Source organism: Nesterenkonia halophila, from assembly GCF_009467795.1.
Classification (GTDB): domain Bacteria; phylum Actinomycetota; class Actinomycetes; order Actinomycetales; family Micrococcaceae; genus Nesterenkonia; species Nesterenkonia halobia.
On sequence record NZ_WIAX01000002.1, the window covers coordinates 39,495 to 56,244 of the forward strand.

Genomic DNA, 16,750 nt, shown 5'->3' on the forward strand with positions numbered 1-16,750 from the left:
GAGCCGCGGCTCACCCGGCCTCGGCGACCTCCAGCAGCTGGGCCGCGGTTCCGGGCGGGCGCCGCGGCCCGTTCCACACTGCGGTCAGCGGCCGCCGCACCGGCGCTCCGGCCAGCGGCACGCGGAGCAGCTCGCCGGTGCGCAGCTGGTCCTGCACCGCCAGGGCGCTGAGCACCGCCGGTCCGGCGCCGGAGCGCACGGCGATGCGCACGGCCGCATTGCTCCGCAGGATCTGGGCGGGAGCGGTCATGCCGCGGGCGCCGACCACCGCCTCCAGCGCCTCCCGGGTGCCCGAGCCGTCCTCGCGGACGACCAGCGCAGTGGCGACCAGCTCGTCCAGCGTCACCGGGGCCGAGCGCTCGGCCCACGGATGGTCCGGGGCGATGACCAGGACCAGCTCGTCGTCGCGGACGGTGCGCGCCTGCAGATCCCCGGGCAGATGCGGGGTCTCGACGAATCCCAGCGCAAGTCGTCCCTCGCGCACGCCGGCGAGCACGGCCGCGGAGTTCTGCACGCTCGGGTCCACGGAGATCGCCGGGGCGCGACGGCGCAGCGCGGCGAGCCAGGCCGGCATCAGATGCTCGGCGATGGTCAGGCTCGCCCCGACGCGCAGCGCCGCCACATCGCCCTGCTGCTCGATGGTGCGCCGCCAGTCCATGAAGGTCCCGGCGGCGTCGAGCAGCCGGCGCGCCTGCGCGAGACAGCGCAGGCCGGTCTCGGTGGGGCGCGCCCCGTGCGGGTGCCGGTCGATCAGCCGCGCGCCGACCTGGGACTCCAGCCGCGCGATGAGCCGGCTGGCGTTGGGCTGATGCAGTCCGCGGCGACGCGCCCCGGCTCCCAGGCCCCCCTCCTCGACGACGGCGACGAACAGCGCGAGCGCGGGGAGATCGGGGAGGTCATCGGTCATATCAGGATCATATGCCCCGGTGCCGATCGGCCGTCTACCAGAGACGCCGGCCGGCTGGCAGAGTGCTCAGCATGACCACTGCCGCGCCGTCGCCCCGGACCGCCGATTCCGGGAGCGTCCGGAGCGCGGGGAAAGGCCGGATCCCGGGCATCCTCCTCGGCGGCGCCGTCGCGGGGCTCGCGGCCGCGTGCGGCCCGCTGCTGCCCGGAGCGAGTCCGCTGATCCTGGCCATGGTCGCCGGCGTGGTCCTGGCCAACACCGTCGGCCCGCCGGCCGCGGCCGGTCCGGGGCTGACGTTCTGCTCACAGACGCTGCTGCGCGCCGGCATCGTGCTGCTGGGCCTGCAGATCGTCCTCGGCGACATCCTCGCGCTGGGGGCGGGGGCCTCGGCGGTGCTGGTCGCCGTCGTCGTCTGCGGGCTGCTCGGGACGCTGCTGATCGGTCGGGCGCTGCGCCTGCCGCCGTCGCTGACGCTGCTGGTCGCCTGCGGGTTCTCGATCTGCGGCGCGGCGGCGGTGGGAGCCGCCGCCGGCGTCGCGGATCCGCGGAGGGAGCGCGACCAGGACGTGGTCACCGCTGTGGCCCTGGTGGTGCTGTGCGGGACGCTGATGATCCCGCTGCTGCCGCTGGCGGCCGCGTCGCTGGGACTCGACGCCGCCGACGCCGGGCTGTGGGCCGGGGCCGCGGTCCACGAGGTCGCGCACGTCGTCGCCGTCGGGGCGGTGCTCGGCGGCGACGCGCCGGAGACGGCTGTGGTGGCCAAGCTCGGCCGGGTGCTGATGCTCGCGCCGGCCGTCGCCGTGCTGGGCCTGCACCTGCGCCGCCGCAGGGCCGTCTCGGCCGGCGGGCGGCGCCCGCCGATCGTGCCGCCCTTCGTCCTCGGCTTCCTGGCGATGGTCGCGCTGCGCTCCACCGTCCCGCCTCCGGAGGTCGTCCTCGACGTCGCCGCGGCGGCGCGCACGCTGCTGCTCGCCGCGGCGATGTTCGCCCTGGGCTGCGGGGTGCGGCTGCACGCACTGGTCGCAGTGGGGCCGCGACCGTTGATCCTGGCCGGGCTGTCGACGCTGCTCGTCGCCGCCGTCGCGCTCGGCGGAGTGCTGCTGGTCGGCTGAGCGGCGCCGGCCGGGTTCAGCGCCCCAGCGTGCCGTCGGGGCCGCGGCGCAGCGTCCCCTCGATCGAGGCCCGGGTCAGCGCCGCCGAGTCCACCACCACCGGGTGCAGATCGCCGGCGTGGGCCGCGGCGACCTCGCGCTGGCGCTGGTATCCGGCGCCGTCGCGCATCATCTGTTCGACCAGCCCGAGCTCGTCGGCGCAGCCCAGCTCCGCGGCCACGGGCTCAAGCCGGTTCAGCTCGCGCATCAGGTGGTCGGTGACCAGCTCTTCGGTCCCGGCGGCGTCGAGGATGATGATCGCGTCGAGGCCGTAGCGGGCCGCCCGCCACTTGTTCTCCTGGGTGTGCCAGGGCGGCATCGTAGGGATCCTCCGGCCCTGTTCGACGTCGCGGACGATGGAGTGGACCAGGCACTGGGTCAGCGCGGCGATGCCGGCGATGTGCTCCAGCGTGGCCAGCCCGTCGCAGACGCGCATCTCCACCGTCCCCAGCCGCGGCACCGCTCGGATGTCCCAGCGGACCTCGGAGACGTCGTCGATGACCCCGGTGTGGGTCATGTCCTCGACGCAGCCTTCGAAGCCCGACCAGTCGTCGAACTGGAAGGGCAGCCCGGCGGTGGGCAGCTGCTGGAACATCAGCGCCCGCTGCGAGGCATAGCCGGTGTCCTCGCCGGACCAGTAGGGCGAGGAGGCCGAGAGCGCCTGGAAATGCGGATAGTAGTTCAGCAGCCCGTCCACGGCGGGCATCGCCTGGCGCCGGTCGGTCAGCCCGACGTGGACGTGGACGCCGTAGATGACCATCTGCCGGCCCCACCACTGGGTGCGGCGGATCAGCTCGGCGTAGCGCTCCTTGTCGGTCACCGGCTGCTCGCGCGGCGGGGCGAAGGGGTGCGAGCCCTGCGAGTAGAGCTCGACGCCGAGCGGGTCGCAGTGCCGCTGCACGCCGCGGGCCGTCTCGCGCAGCGAGGAGATGCCCTCGTCGACGGTGTCGCAGACGTCGGTGATGACCTCGACCGTGTTGGTCAGCAGCTCGCGCTTCACATACGGGTGGTCGTCCTCCGGCCCGAGGCTCGGCATCTCGTCGTGGCAGGCGGTGAGGATGTGGTCGGCCACCGAGCGCAGATCGCCGGTCTCGCGGTCGACGAGGGCCAGCTCCCACTCCAGGCCCAGGGTCGAGCGCTCGGATGGGGCGAAGGGCAGGTCCACGGGCAGCTCCTCGGCGGGTCGGGCCGCGGACCGGAGAGATCGGGGACCGGACGGCGCGGCGGATTCGGCAGCGGTGCGGCGACGGCGCCGGCGGATGTGCAGGCTCTCACGATACCGGCCCCGCCGCAGTGCCCGGCGACGGCGCCGCGACCAGGCTCGGCTCGTTACAGTGGTCGGCATGACGCACACCCTCCCGCGCCGGCGCGCGGCCGCCGTCGGCCTGGCCCTGTCCCTGCTGCTCACCGGCTGCGCGGCCGGCGGCGACGGCTCGAGCTCGCCGGGCCCGTCGGAGACGACGACGGCCGGCGACGGAGGATCCGACCAGGGGCTCAGCGCCGAGCAGCGTCGTGAGCAGCGCCGTCGTGAGGCGCAGCAGCAGCGCGAGGATGCGCTGGCTGGTCCGGCGGAGGAGCATCGGGAGCAGGCCGAGGAGCTGGTCTCCGGGATGAGCGCGGAGGAGCGGGCAGGACAGGTGCTCGTCGGCCAGTACGACGGCGTCGACGCCTCGACGATGGCCGAGGAGATCGAGCGGCTGCATCTGGCCGGGGCCATCGTGATGCCGCCGAACGTGCCGACCGGAGCCGACGGCGGCGTCGACGTCGAGGCGCTGGGCGGACAGCTGGAGCGGCTCCAGGCCGCGACCGACGACGAGGTCCCCGGCATCGTCGCCGTCGACCAGGAGGGCGGGCTGGTCACCCGGGTCGGGGAGCCGCTGACCGAGTGGCCGACGCCGATGGCCTACGGGGCCGCGGCCGCCGGCGACGGGTCCGAGGATGACGCGGCCGACGGCTCCGGGTTGGCCGTTTCTGGACACCGGGCGATGGCCGCGGATCTGGCCGAGCTGGGCTTCACCATGGACTTCGCCCCGACCGCCGACGTCACCGTCGGACCGGCGGATCCGACGATCGGGGCACGGTCGTTCAGCACGGATCCGCAGCTGGTCGGCGAGCTGTCGCTGGCGGCGACCCGCGGCCTGGCCGCGGGCGGGCTGGCCGGTTCGCTGAAGCACTTCCCCGGGCACGGCTCGGTGGAGGAGGACTCGCATGTGGCGCTGCCGCGACAGGACGGCTCGCGGGAGCAGCTGCGCGAGCGGGACTGGAAGCCCTTCGCCGCAGGGATCGAGGCCGGGGTGCCGATGGTGATGATGGGCCACCTCGAGGTGCCGGCCCTGGAGGAGGGCGTGCCGACGTCGCTGTCCGCGGCGGCCTATGGAGAGATCCGGGACATGGGCCACGACGGGGTGATCGTCACCGATGCGCTGAACATGGGGGCGATCGTCGACGGCTACGGGCCGGCTCGAGCCCCGGTGCTGGCGCTGCAGGCCGGAGCGGACCTGCTGCTGATGCCCTCGGATGTGACCACCGCCCATGCCGCGATCGTCGACGCGGTGGATTCCGGCGAGGTGTCGGAGGATCGGCTGCGGCAGGCGGCCGAGCGGGTGATCGCGCTGCAGCTCTGGCGGGAGGAGCTGGCCGACGGCGAGCTCGCCGCCGGGCCGGGCGTGGAGGCCCCGGAGGTGCTCTCCGAGGAGGCCGAGGGCGGTTCCGGCGGGTCCGCCGACTCCGGCGGGTCCGCCGACGTCGCGGGCGATCTGGCCGAGGAGGCGGTGACGCTGGTCTCCGGGACCTGCGGCGAAGACCTGGCGAGCGAGGGGATCCGGATCCTCGGCGGGGACGCGCAGGATCGCGCGCGGCTGTCCGCCGCGGCCGAGGACGCCGGGATCCCCACTGGACAGGGGATCACCGTCCGGCTGATCGGCGGCGGCCAGGGCGCGCCCGGCGGCGACGTCGCCGTCGCGCTGGACCGGCCGTCGTCGTTGGAGGACGCCGACGCCGCGACGCGGATCGCCCTCTACGGACGGACGCAGGAGTCCTTCGCCGCACTGGTCGAGGTGCTCTCCGGCGCCGAGGCCCCCGGGCGGCTGCCGGCGTCGGTCGGCGAGCTGGCCGTCGGCGACGGCGGCTGCTGACTGCGCCGAACAGGCGGGGACAGGGTCCGGTCCCGCCTGTTCAGCGTCGCGGCGGTGTCACGAGGGCGGGTCAGTCGCCGGAATAGCGGATCTCCACGCGGCGGTTGGCCGCCAGCGTGCTGGGTTCCTCCGGGTCCTCGGAGACGGCGGGATCCGAGTCGCCGGCGCCGGAGACTGCGTCGGCCACTGCCTGGGCCCGATTCTCGGAGAGCTCGCCGTTGTCGAAGGTCTCGCCGGTGGGCGTGGAGTCGGTGTGGCCGGTGATCGTCACGGCGGCGCCGTCGGGGACGTCGGCGATCAGCTCGGCGATGCTCTCCTCCGCGGAGCCCGGCAGCTCCCAGGCGTTGACCTCGAAGAGGATGTCGGTCGCCAGGTCGATGACCGTCGTCCCCTCCTCCTCGCGGGTCTGTTCCAGCGGCTGGACGGAGTCTTCGAGGCTTTCCGTCGTCCACTGGTGGACTGACGCGTCGATCCCGCTCTGCGTCCATGCGTGGACCGAGCCATCGAACGCCGAGGAACTCGGGTCGGGGAGATCCTCGGGCGAGGTCGGGTCCGCGACGGTCCCGATAACACCGGCGACCACTCCCACGAGCGCCGTCGCACCGATGCGGAGGCCTGTCGCACCGATGCGGAGGCCTGTCGCGCCGATCTTGCGGACTCCTCGATCGGCACGTCGGTGAACTCCGACATGTCGGACCGGAGGCGGACGTCCACGCTGTCGATCTGATCCTGGGGAGCGGCGTAGACGCCCCACCACACCATCGGCTCGCCGTTGCCGGTCTCGAGGCCTTCAGCATGCCACCACGTGGCGGCGCCTTCGGTGATGATGGAGTACTCCTTGAGATTCTCGCGGTCGACCAGCGTGGGGGCGAAACGGCGGATCCCGAAGCTGACGGTGCCGTCGACGCGTGTGGGCTCGTAGTCCTGCTCGGCGAGCACCTGCGAGGCATCGACCGAGGCGACGCCGACGTCGTGCTCATCGTCCGAGGCGTCGTCGGCGGTCTCAGCGCCGGGGGAGGGGCTCGACGACGGCGGCCACGCGGTCCTCGCCGAGCCGGGTGATCACCAGGGTGGCCGCCGCGCCGTCGCGCTTCTTCCTCCCGCCGAGCAGCTGGGTGCGCAGCTGCTCGGGCACGACGTCGACGCCGCGCTTCTTGATCTCCAACCGTCCGACGCCGTGTTCGGCGACCCAGCGCTTGAGGCGCTTGATCGAGAAGTCCAGCACGTCGATCACCCGGTAGGCCCGCACGGTGGCGGTGGAGGCGGCGGCCTCCTCCACTTCCTCGGCGTCGACGCAGAAATAGGCGATGTGCTCGTCCAGCATCCGCCCGCCCAGCCGCTCGGCGAGGTCGGCGACCAGGCCGGCGCGGATCACTGCGCCGTCGGGCTCGCAGAGCAGCCCGGTCAGCCCCGCGACGCCGGCGGCCTCGCCCTCCGGCGTCGCGGTGAAGTCCTCGCCGCTGGTCAGCTCCTCGACGGCGAGGCCCGCGTCGTCCGTGCCCGCGTTGCCTGCGGTGCGCAGCACCGTCGCCGCACGCCGGACCCCGGGGCGGGCCAGGGCGTTGAACCACAGCACCACCTCGACCACCTGCCCGTCGAGGCTGACCCACTCGGCCTCGCAGTCGGCCGGGATGAGCTCGTGCGGCAGTCCCGGGCCCAGCTTCACGCCCAGCGGCGCGCCGGTCGCGGCCAGCTCGGTGACCAGGCTCAGCGGCGGGGAGAAGGTCTCGGGATCCCAGAGGCGCCGGGTGCGTCCGCCGGCGGAGCGGCCGGCGTCGACGTCGCGGCGTGCCGGGTCCAGCCACACTCCCCAGCCGAGGGAGGCCGCCCGGCCGGGCTCGAGGAGCCGGCGGGCGGCGATGAAGTCCTCGGCGGCGGTGTGCTCCACCCGGGCCTCGGGGAAGGCGGCGAGGTTCATCGTCGCCGCGGCGGCGGTGGTCTCGTCGGACTCGACGCCGACGACGTCCAGTCCCAGGGCCGCGGCGGCCATGGCGTCGGCGCCGAGACCGCAGCCCAGATCCGCCACCGAGGTGACTCCGGCGTCGCGGAAGCGGCGGGCGTGGTGGGCGGCGACCGGCAGGCGGGTGGACTGCTGCAGGCCGTCGTCGGTGAAGAGCATCCGTTCGGCGAAATCGCCGAACTTGACCCGCGCGTCGCGGCGCAGCCGGGACTGGGTCAGGGCGGCGGCGACCAGCTCGGCGTCGTGGCCGGCGTCGCGCAGCCGCTGGTTCAGCGTCATGGAGGCGGCGTCGTCATAGACCGGCAGGGAGTTCAGCAGCTCCCACCCGTCATGGGTGAGCACCGGCGCCAGCGGGGAGGTCTCGGTCATCGCGCTCCACCCTAGCGCGGGGCGGGTCTCCGGGGCAGGGCGGAACGTCGCGTCATATACGAGACGTCCAGGGGTGCATATGAGTATGCTCTTAAGGCATTAGGTGAGGCTAAGCTCGTCGAAGGCGTCGGTGCACCCAGGGGCGACGTCGACGATGCCGGATCTCCTCCGGCAGGTCCCCGCCCGACGCATCCGATCATCACTCGTCCTTCAGGAGGAACTGTGCTCGTCCCTCGCGCATCCCGCAGCGCCGTCCCCGCCGCCGTCGCCCTGCTGGCGCTGACCGCCTGCTCCGGACAGGCCTCGGCCGACGACCCCGAGGCCGGCTCGTCCGATTCCTCGAGCGGGTCCGAGGCGACCACCGTCGAGGTCGCCGACAACTACGGCACCCACGAGGTCGACCAGGACTACGACTCGGTCATCGCCACCGACAACCGCTCCTTCCGGATCCTGGAGGAGCTCGGCGTCGAGCTCTCGGCGGCACCGCGCCAGCTGATGGCCGACGAGGTCTCCTACAAGGACGACGAGTCGATCCTCGACATGGGGGTGCATCGCGAGCCTGACCTGGAGCAGGTCGTCGCCGCCCAGCCGGATCTGATCATCAACGGTCAGCGCTTCGCCCAGCACCGCGAGGACATCGCCGAGCTCGCCCCGGAGGCGACGCTGCTGGAGTTCGACCCGCGCGACGGCGAGCCCTTCGACCAGGAGCTGATCCGTCAGGTCGAGGCGCTGGGCACCGTCTTCGGCGAGGAGGAGGCCGCCGCCGGGCTCGTAGAGGACTTCGAGGCACAGATCGACCGGGCGAGAGAGGCCTACGACGGCGAGTCCTCGACGATGGGGCTGCTGACCTCCGGCGGCGACATCTCCTACGTCGCTCCGACCACCGGCCGCGCCGTCGGACCGGTCTTCGACATCCTGGGACTGGAGCCGGCGCTGGAGCAGACCGGCGAGGACGAGTCCCACGGCGACGACATCTCGGTGGAGGCCATCGCCGCCGCCGAGCCGGAGTGGCTGCTGGTGCTCGACCGCGACGCGCAGATCGCCACCGCCGAGGACGACTACGCTCCGGCCGCCGAGCTCATCGAGGAGTCCGAGGCGCTGCAGGACGTCCCCGCGGTGGAGGAGGACCAGATCGTCCACCTGCCGGCGAACTTCTACACCACCGAGGACATCCAGGCCTACACCGAGTTCTTCTCCGACTTCGCCGACGCGCTGGAGTCCGCCGGCGAGACCTCCGACGAGTCGGAGGAGTCCGACCAGTGAGTCGGCCCTCCGCCGAGGCGGCCCGTCCGTCGTCGCCCGACGTCGCGGCCGTCCGCGACGCCGACGACGGGCGGGCCGCCGCGCGTCGCCCGACCGGGCGGCGGCTCGGCGGCCGTTGGTTCCTGCTCGGCGTCGCCGTCACGCTGGTGCTGCTGGGCTGCTCCGTGGCCGTCGGCCAGTACGACGCCTTCAGCGCCGACGGCTTCTGGATGGTCGGCATCACCCGCATCCCGCGGACGATCGGACTGATCCTCGCCGGGGCCTCGATGGCGATGTGCGGGCTGATCATGCAGCTGCTGACGCAGAACCGCTTCGTCGAGCCCACCACCACCGGCACCACCGAGTGGGCCGGACTCGGCCTGCTGCTGGTGATGATCGTCGCCCCGCAGGCCAGCCTGACGGTGAAGATGCTCGGCGCGACGACGATGGCCTTCCTCGGCACGATGGTCTTCTTCCTCTTCCTGCGCCGGGTCTCGCTGCGCTCCTCGCTGGTGGTGCCGATCATCGGCCTCATGCTCGGCGCCGTCGTCGGGTCCATCTCCACCTACCTGGCGCTGATGACCGACATGCTCCAGACGCTGGGGGTCTGGTTCGCCGGATCCTTCACCTCGGTGATCCGCGGCCAGTACGAGGTGCTGTGGATCGTGCTGATCGTCGCGGTGCTCATCTTCTTCGTCGCCGATCAGTTCACCGTCGCCGGGCTCGGCAAGGAGACCGCGACCTCCGTCGGGCTGAACCACGGCGCGGTGGTGCTGCTCGGCACGGCGATGGTCGCCGTCGCCACCGGAGTGACCGCCACTGTGGTCGGCACGCTGCCCTTCCTGGGGCTGGTGGTGCCGAACCTGGTCTCGATGATCCGCGGCGACGACCTGCGCTCGAATCTGCCCTGGGTCTGCCTGGCCGGCATCAGCGTGGTCACCGCCTGCGACCTGCTGGGGCGCACGATCCGCGCGCCCTTCGAGGTCCCCGTCGGCCTGGTGCTCGGCCTGGTCGGCTCGGTCGTGTTCGTGGCGCTGCTGCTGGTGCAGCGGCGGAGAGGAGCGATCAGCACATGAGCCCGCAGTCCTCGCCGGCCTCGCCCGCGACGGTTCCCGCGACGCGGCCCGTCGAGGGCGCCCCGCGCTCGCGGGCGCGCGAGACGCGACCGGACGGCCGCCGCGGCCGCCGGCGTCGGCTGGGGCTGCTGGTCGGGCTGGCGGTGCTCGCCGTCGCCGCCTCCGTGGGCGTGCTGACCTGGAACAACCCGATGACAGTCGGCTCCGAGGGGTTCTGGCTCATCGCGCAGATGCGCGTCGAGACGCTGGTGTCCGTCGCGGTGGTCGCCGTCGCCCAGGGCGCGGCGACGGTGGCCTTCCAGACGGCGACGCACAACCGCATCCTCACCCCGTCGATCATGGGCTTCGAGTCGCTCTACACCGCCGTGCAGACCGGGGCGGTGTTCCTCTTCGGCATCGCCGGGGCCACGATGGTCGTCGGCCTGCCGCAGTTCCTGCTGCAGGCGGTGCTGATGGTGGCCTTCGCCTCCGCGCTCTACGGCTGGCTGCTCTCCGGACGGTTCTCCAACATGCACCTGATGCTGCTGGTCGGGGTGGTCATCGGCGGAGGGCTGGGGTCGCTGTCGACGTTCATGCAGCGGCTGCTCACGCCCTCGGAGTTCGACGTGCTCACCGCCCGGATGTTCGGCAGCATCGCCAACGCGGAGTCGGCCTACCTGCCCTATGCGCTGCCGGCGGTGCTGGTGGTCGCCGCCGTGCTGTGGCTGCGCGGTCGCCGGCTCGACGTCGTCGCCCTCGGCGCCGACGCGGCGACCAGCCTGGGGCTGAACCACCGGCGCGAGGTCATGCTCATCCTGCTGATGGTCTCGGTCCTGATGGCCATGTCGACCTCGCTGGTCGGGCCGATGACCTTCCTCGGGTTCCTCGCCGCGACGCTGACCTACCAGCTGTTCGACACGCCCTCGCACCGGCTGCTGCTGCCGGCGGCGGGGCTGGTGGCCTACACCATCCTGACCGTCGCCTACTTCCTGCTGCGCCATGTCTTCTACGCCCAGGGCGCGGTGACGATCATCGTCGAGCTGATCGGCGGCGGCGTGTTCCTGATCGTGCTGATGAGAAAGGGGCGCCTGTGATCACCCTCGACGCAGTCACCAAGACCTACTCCTCGGAGGTAGCCATCGGGCCGGTCTCGGTGGAGATCGCCCGCGGCGGTATCACCGCGCTGGTCGGTCCCAACGGGGCCGGCAAGTCCACCGTGCTGACGATGATCGGGCGGCTGCTCGGCGCCGACGAGGGCAGCATCGAGGTCGGCGGCCACGACATCGCGACGACGCGCTCGCGGACGCTGGCGACGGTGCTGTCGATCCTGCGCCAGGAGAACCACTTCGTCACCCGGCTCACCGTCCGCCAGCTGGTGGGCTTCGGCCGATTCCCCCACTCGCGGGGCCGGCTCACCGCGGAGGACGAGCGGCACATCGACGCCGCGATCGACTTCCTGGACCTGGCCGACCTGCAGGACCGGTATCTGGACCAGCTCTCCGGCGGCCAGCGGCAGCGGGCCTATGTGGCGATGGTGCTGGCCCAGGACACCGAGTACGTGCTGCTCGACGAGCCGCTGAACAACCTGGACATGCAGCACGCGGTGCAGATGATGCGCCAGCTGCGCCGCGCCGCCGACGAGCTCGGCCGCACTGTGGTCGTGGTGCTGCACGACGTGAACTTCGCCGCCCACTACGCCGACAGGATCCTGGCGATGCAGGACGGTCAGGTCGTCGAGCACGGCGCCCCGCGCGAGATCATGACCGACGAGGTGCTCACCCGCGTCTTCCACACCGAGGTGCAGGTCATCGAGGGCCCGCACGGTCCGCTGGCGGTGTACTACTGATCGCCGGTCCGGCCGAGTTGGCCGTGCCCGCCGGGCCGGGGGATGACTCCGTGGGAGGTATGGGAAAGCGCGCGCATTCCCACACCTCCCACGGAGCCATCGCAGGGATGGGCTGCCTCAGGGGGAGAGCCACTCCAGCGGGGTCATGATCAGCTGCGGGAACACGGCCATGAGCAGGATCAGACAGGTCTGGGCCAGCAGATAGGGCAGGACCGGCTTGATGACCTGATCGATCTTGACCTTCCCCACGGCGCAGGCCACATTCAACGAGGGGCCGATCGGCGGGGTGATGAGGCCGATGACGTTCGCGAGGGTGAAGATGATGCCGAAGTACACCAGGTCGACGTCGGCCGCCTCCAGCAGGGGCACGACGATCGGGGTGACGATGAGGATCGTCGGGACGACGTCCAGCACGGTGCCGACCAGGATCACGAACAGCATCAGTCCGACGACCAGCAGGGTCGGGTGTTCGGCGAGTCCGCCGAAGGTCGCGGTGATCGTGTCGGGAAGCCCGGAGATCGTCATGTAGTAGGCCAGGACCTGCGCCGCCGCGGCGAGGAACATGACGACGGCGGACATCTTCGCCGTCGAGCGGAGCGCGGCGAGGAGGGTCCGGACGGTGAGCTCTCGATAGATCACTCCGCCGACGATGAGCGCGTAGAACACAGCGACGACGCCGGCCTCCGTCGCGGTGAAGACGCCGCCGCGGAGTCCCACGAGGATGATGACGGGGAGCAGGAGAGCCCAGACGGCCCCGAGGGCGAGCTTGATCAGGCCCAGCGCGGAGGGGCGTTCCACCGCTTCCCCGTCACCCGATCCGCGTGTCCGCGAGATGACGAACCAGACGGCGCACATCGTCAGCGTCAGGTAGAGGGCCGGGGCCAATCCTCCGAGGAAGAGCGACTGGATGGAGACGCCGGCTGTGGCGCCGTAGACGATGAGCGGCACCGACGGCGGCATGACCGGCGTGACCAGATTGGCGCTCGCCGTCAGCCCGGTGGCCCGTGCCCGGTCGTAGCCGGCATTGGCCATCATCGGGATGAGGATGGCCCCCAGGGCGGCGGTGCTGGCCACTGCCGAGCCCACCAGGCTGCCGAACAGCAGGCAGGCGATGATGGTGACGTAGCCCAGCCCGCCGCGGACCCGTCCCACGGTCGCGCGGCAGAGTGCGATGAGCCGGTGGGTGAGGCCGCCGCGGTTCATCAGCTCGCCGGTGAGGATGAAGAACGGCAGGGCCATCATCGCGATGGAGTCGGCGCCGCGCATGAGCTGCGCGGCCATGACCTGCTGGTCCGCCGCGCTTCCCAGCTGGAGGCCCATGACCATCGCGCAGAAGAGCAGGGCGAAGGCGATCGGGACGCCGATCGCGATGGCGCTGACGAGGTATCCGAACATCTGTGCCAGTGCAGGCATGGTGTCTCCTAGTTGTGCTTCGCCGCCTGCGGCAGCACATCGCTGTCGTCTTCAGGGATGGCCAGGAGCTCTTCGACGGAGAGCTTGAGGACGAGCAGTCTGAAGATGTTGGTCAGTGAGATCAGGGAGATGGCGGCGCCGGTGACGATCCCGATCGCGTAGATCAGCGAACGCGGATACTGGGTCGCGACCCATCGGTCGCCGACGCTCTGGACCACGAGGTCCCAGCTGCCGCTGACCAGGAGCACCATCACCCAGATGATGATCAGCTGGACGACGACGTAGAGGGTCTTCTTCGCGAGGGAGGGGAGCCGCTCCAACAGGGTCTGCATGCCCAGGTGGCGGTTGTCCCGAAAGGCACCGACGGCTCCCAGATAGACGAGATAGATGAAGCACAGCCGGGCGATCTCCTCCGACCACACCAGTCCGTAGTCGAAGAGGTACCGCAGGCTCATGTTGAGGAAGACCAGGAGGACCATCACCACGAGGAAGATGATCATCAAGGTCTCGACGGCTTTGAACAGCCCGTTGAAGAGGCGCGTCATGGCATTGCTCCGTCCCACAGTGATCACTCCACCGCGTCGATGTCTGCGACGAGGTCTTCCGCCCACTCATGCTCGGCGTAGAGGTCCTGGTAGAGAGGCTCCAGCTCGTCGATCATCTGCTGCCGCTCGGCCTCGCTCGGCCGGGTCACGGTGACGCCGTTCTCCTCGAGGAACTCCCGCTCCTCGTCGATGCCCCCGACGTAGCCGGACCAGGCCTGCTCCGCCGTCTTCGCGGCGGCGGAGCGGACGATCTCCTGCTGATCGGCGGGGAGTTCGTCGAGGAAGTGGGCATTGGTCACCAGCGGCAGGACGGCGGTGATGTGGTTCGTCTCGTAGACGTAGTCCTGCACCTCGTACAGGGCCTCGCCGATGAGCGTGACCATGCCGTTGTCCTGGCCGTCGACCACGCCCGTCTCGAGAGCGGTGAAGAGTTCGCCGAAGGGGATGACCTGCGGATTGGCCCCGAGCTCTTCGGCGATGCCGAGGTGGATGGGGTTGCCGGGCATGCGGAAGCGCTGTCCCTCGAAGTCCTCCACGGATTCCAGAGGACGGCTCGAGGAGAAGACCCGTGCGCTGTTGGGGCCCCAGCCCAGGACGTACGTCGACGAGAACTGGTCGTGGAAGTCGTCGGCCAGGTCCTCGGCCACCGGTGAGTCCGTCCAGACGGTCTGGGCATGCTCGAGATCCCGATAGAGGAACGGCCAGTCCGAGATCAGCATCTTGGGGTAGGCCTGGTTCATCCCGGACCCGACGACGGCGATGTCCAGGGAACCGTTCCGGACGCTGTCCCACAGCTCGTTCTCGGTCCCCAGCGTGCCGCCGTGGAACGTCTTGACCTCGAGGGCGCCGTCCGAGCGTTCCTCGACCTCCTCGACGAACACGTCCTCGATGGCTTGGGACATGGGATGCTTGGTGTCCCAGATGTTCGCGAGGGTGATGGTCGTCGTGCCGTCGGACTCCTCGGCTCCGCAGCCGGTGAGCGAGGCGACGAGCGCCGCGGCGGTCAGCAACGATGCTGACGTCTTCATGGTGACTCCTTGATGCGTGACATGAGCAGCTGCGGGATTCATCCGATGCGGAGCATGATCTTGCTGGTCGGCACGGAGGGATCCAGCGCCGCGTCGAATGCTCCCTGCGCCTCGGAGAGGGGGAACTCGTGGCTGATGATCGGTTCGACGTCGAGCCCCTCGGCGAGGAGCCTGATGGCGTCGTCCATCTCGTCCTCGAAGCGGAATGAGCCGAGCCAGGTGATCTCTCGGCTCACGAGGTCTCCGAGGGCGGCAGGAGACGGAGTCTTCGGCAGGTTGCCGACCTGCACCAGCCGGCCTCCGCGCGCCGTCGCCGCGAGCGCCGTCTCGAGCGCCGCGGGCGCTCCCGAGGCTTCGAAGACGACCGGCGCCTCGTGCGACAGGGCTGTCTGCGAGAGGTCGACGGTCTCGTCGGCGCCGAGGCGCGTCGCCTGGGTCAACCCGTGCGTCGAGATGTCCGTGGCGATGATCCGGTGGCCTGCTCCGCGGTGGGCGAGGGCGGCGATGATCAGCAGCCCGATGGGGCCGCAGCCGTTGACGATGACGTCGGATCCCGGGCGGGCGTCGTGGAGGGGCGTTCCGGCGCGGTTCACCGCGTGGAGCGCCACGGCGAGCGGTTCGGCCAATGCGCCGCGCCGCGTGCTGACGCCCTCCGGCAGCGGGAGAGCCTGTGCCGCCGGGATCGCGAGAAGCTCGCGGAAGCCTCCGTCGGTGTGCGGGGAATGGGCCGCCGAGCCGAGATACCGGGAGCGCGGGTCCAGGTGCCGGCGCGGGGCGGTCTGTCCCTCCGGCGCGGGCTCCGGGATCGAGGCGGGCAGGACCGCGACCGGACGTCCGTCCAGGTCGGCGGGAGCCGAGGAGCCGCATTCCACGACACGGCCGGCCACCTCGTGGCCCAGGACCAGCGGCTGACGAAGCTGCGCGGTCCCTGAGACTCCTGAACCGACATAGGCGATGTCGGAGCCGCAGATGCCGCCCCATTCGACCGCCACCAGCACCTCGTCGGGTGCCGGTGTCGGGCGTGGGTGATCGTCGATGCGCAGATCCTGCGCTCCGTGGGCGACTGCAGCCTTCACTCGGTGCCTCCGTCGGGTCGTGGTGTCGCGGTCCGGTCCTCAGACGGCTTCGTTCCGGTCCCGTGCGCCGGACACTGCCTGCTCGACGGCCTGCCGCCAACTTGTATCCAAGAACTTGTATTCAAGTATGGTGTGACCTGCATCAAGTGATGTCAAGTCGAGGGGAGAGGGTTGCGATGCAGACTATGACGGGCGTCGGGCGACGTAGACTGAGGGAATGGTGAGTCGCAGCATGGGTCAGACTGAGCGTCACAAGGTGTATCGGGGGATCCGTGCTCAGATCATCGGGCTGGACCTCCCCCCGGGCGGCGCGATCTCCGAGAACGAGCTGGCTCGGACGCTCGGCGTCTCGCGCACGCCGATCCGGGAGGCCGTCCTCCTGCTCACCGAGGAGGGTCTCGTGGAGGTCTTCCCGAAGGTCGGCACGTTCGTGTCCCGCGTCGACCCCTCTCGGGTGGCCGAGGCGCAGTTCCTGCGCGAGGCCGTGGAGCTCGCCTCTCTGCGGACTCTGGAGCCGCCCTATGACGAGAAGGCTCTCCAGATGCTGCGGCAGAACCTCGAGGAGCAGGCGCGCATCTCGGAGGACGTCCGGGCCTTCTTCGCCCTGGACGAGGAGTTCCACCGCGGGCTGATGGCCCTCGCCGGGCATGACAGCTCCTGGTCCACCGTGGCCGGCGCCAAGGGGCATCTCGACCGGGCGCGCATGCTCGGCATCCAGGAGGTGCCGCGCGTGGACACTTTCGTCGACGATCACCGGGCCATCTTCCGCGCCGCGGTCGACGGGGATCTCGCCGAGGCGGAGCGGCTGCTCGCCTCTCATCTGCGGGTGGTCTTCGACGACGTCGAGGAGATCCGGTCCAGGTCTCCCGAGCTCTTCGTCGGGGACGCGTCGGCGCGGCCGGTGCGTCGCCCGACGTACGTCTGGGAGTAGACGGACGCCTCCGGAGGGCGTCGTCCCGACGGCCCTCGATCTCTGGCCGCCCGGATCCCGTCGGGCGCCTCGAGCTTCGATCGTCTGTCGAGT

At 71.3% G+C, this 16,750-nt stretch carries 15 protein-coding genes; 7 read left to right on the plus strand and 8 right to left on the minus strand.

What is annotated here, in order from left to right; translation table 11 throughout:
• Positions 1-10 precede the first annotated feature (10 nt).
• On the minus strand, positions 11-907 hold the full coding sequence (locus tag GCL72_RS01280) for a LysR family transcriptional regulator (protein ID WP_153142906.1): 897 nt from the start codon (positions 905-907) through the stop codon (positions 11-13).
• Between the two features lie 71 nt (positions 908-978).
• Here GCL72_RS01280 and GCL72_RS01285 point away from each other — a divergent pair, with 71 nt between their 5' ends.
• Positions 979-2,019, plus strand: a complete 1,041-nt coding sequence (locus tag GCL72_RS01285; RefSeq protein WP_246160953.1) for a YeiH family protein — start codon at positions 979-981, stop codon at positions 2,017-2,019.
• Between the two features lie 16 nt (positions 2,020-2,035).
• Here the strand turns inward: GCL72_RS01285 and GCL72_RS01290 are convergent, their stop codons facing one another.
• Entirely contained in the window at positions 2,036-3,223 is a 1,188-nt protein-coding gene (locus GCL72_RS01290; protein WP_153142908.1) for a glutamate--cysteine ligase, read from the minus strand.
• Between the two features lie 178 nt (positions 3,224-3,401).
• On the opposite strand from GCL72_RS01290, the gene GCL72_RS01295 reads away from it, so the two are divergent.
• Positions 3,402-5,192, plus strand: coding sequence for a glycoside hydrolase family 3 protein (locus GCL72_RS01295; RefSeq protein ID WP_246160954.1), 1,791 nt, complete (start codon positions 3,402-3,404; stop codon positions 5,190-5,192).
• Positions 5,193-5,262: 70 nt separating this feature from the next.
• Here GCL72_RS01295 and GCL72_RS01300 read toward each other — a convergent pair whose 3' ends face one another.
• Positions 5,263-5,775 (minus strand): OmpA family protein, encoded by a 513-nt coding sequence (locus tag GCL72_RS01300; RefSeq protein WP_170289519.1) that lies wholly within the window; start codon positions 5,773-5,775, stop codon positions 5,263-5,265.
• A gap of 420 nt (positions 5,776-6,195) precedes the next feature.
• On the minus strand, positions 6,196-7,521 hold the full coding sequence (locus GCL72_RS01305; protein WP_153142910.1) for a THUMP-like domain-containing protein: 1,326 nt from the start codon (positions 7,519-7,521) through the stop codon (positions 6,196-6,198).
• Positions 7,522-7,743: 222 nt separating this feature from the next.
• Here GCL72_RS01305 and GCL72_RS01310 point away from each other — a divergent pair, with 222 nt between their 5' ends.
• Genes GCL72_RS01310 through GCL72_RS01325 form a run of 4 tightly spaced genes read left to right on the plus strand, consistent with a single transcriptional unit; the run spans position 7,744 to position 11,664 of the window.
• Positions 7,744-8,784 carry a siderophore ABC transporter substrate-binding protein gene (locus tag GCL72_RS01310; protein WP_153142911.1) on the plus strand — a complete coding sequence of 347 codons (1,041 nt, stop codon included), beginning with the start codon at positions 7,744-7,746 and terminating at the stop codon, positions 8,782-8,784.
• Positions 8,781-9,839, plus strand: coding sequence for an ABC transporter permease (locus GCL72_RS01315; RefSeq protein ID WP_153142912.1), 1,059 nt, complete (start codon positions 8,781-8,783; stop codon positions 9,837-9,839). Before GCL72_RS01310 ends, GCL72_RS01315 begins: the two co-directional genes overlap by 4 nt.
• Positions 9,836-10,912 carry an iron chelate uptake ABC transporter family permease subunit gene (locus GCL72_RS01320; RefSeq protein ID WP_153142913.1) on the plus strand — a complete coding sequence of 359 codons (1,077 nt, stop codon included), beginning with the start codon at positions 9,836-9,838 and terminating at the stop codon, positions 10,910-10,912. Before GCL72_RS01315 ends, GCL72_RS01320 begins: the two co-directional genes overlap by 4 nt.
• Positions 10,909-11,664 (plus strand): iron ABC transporter ATP-binding protein, encoded by a 756-nt coding sequence (locus GCL72_RS01325; protein ID WP_153142914.1) that lies wholly within the window; start codon positions 10,909-10,911, stop codon positions 11,662-11,664. The genes GCL72_RS01320 and GCL72_RS01325 overlap by 4 nt, the downstream gene beginning before the upstream one ends.
• 117 nt (positions 11,665-11,781) lie before the next feature.
• On the opposite strand, the gene GCL72_RS01330 is transcribed toward GCL72_RS01325, so the two are convergent.
• The 4 genes from GCL72_RS01330 to GCL72_RS01345 are packed head-to-tail and all read right to left on the minus strand — an operon-like array spanning position 11,782 to position 15,726.
• A complete protein-coding gene (locus tag GCL72_RS01330; protein ID WP_153142915.1) occupies positions 11,782-13,077 on the minus strand; it encodes a TRAP transporter large permease in 1,296 nt (431 codons plus the stop codon).
• An 8-nt stretch (positions 13,078-13,085) separates the two neighbouring features.
• Positions 13,086-13,622, minus strand: coding sequence for a TRAP transporter small permease (locus GCL72_RS01335; RefSeq protein WP_153142916.1), 537 nt, complete (start codon positions 13,620-13,622; stop codon positions 13,086-13,088).
• A 23-nt stretch (positions 13,623-13,645) separates the two neighbouring features.
• Entirely contained in the window at positions 13,646-14,650 is a 1,005-nt protein-coding gene (locus tag GCL72_RS01340; RefSeq protein ID WP_153142917.1) for a TRAP transporter substrate-binding protein, read from the minus strand.
• Between the two features lie 38 nt (positions 14,651-14,688).
• The gene (locus GCL72_RS01345) at positions 14,689-15,726 is read right to left on the minus strand and encodes a zinc-binding dehydrogenase (RefSeq protein WP_153142918.1); all 1,038 of its coding nucleotides are present in this window, start codon (positions 15,724-15,726) and stop codon (positions 14,689-14,691) included.
• A gap of 217 nt (positions 15,727-15,943) precedes the next feature.
• On the opposite strand from GCL72_RS01345, the gene GCL72_RS01350 reads away from it, so the two are divergent.
• The gene (locus tag GCL72_RS01350) at positions 15,944-16,657 is read left to right on the plus strand and encodes a GntR family transcriptional regulator (protein ID WP_153142919.1); all 714 of its coding nucleotides are present in this window, start codon (positions 15,944-15,946) and stop codon (positions 16,655-16,657) included.
• Positions 16,658-16,750: the final 93 nt, after the last annotated feature.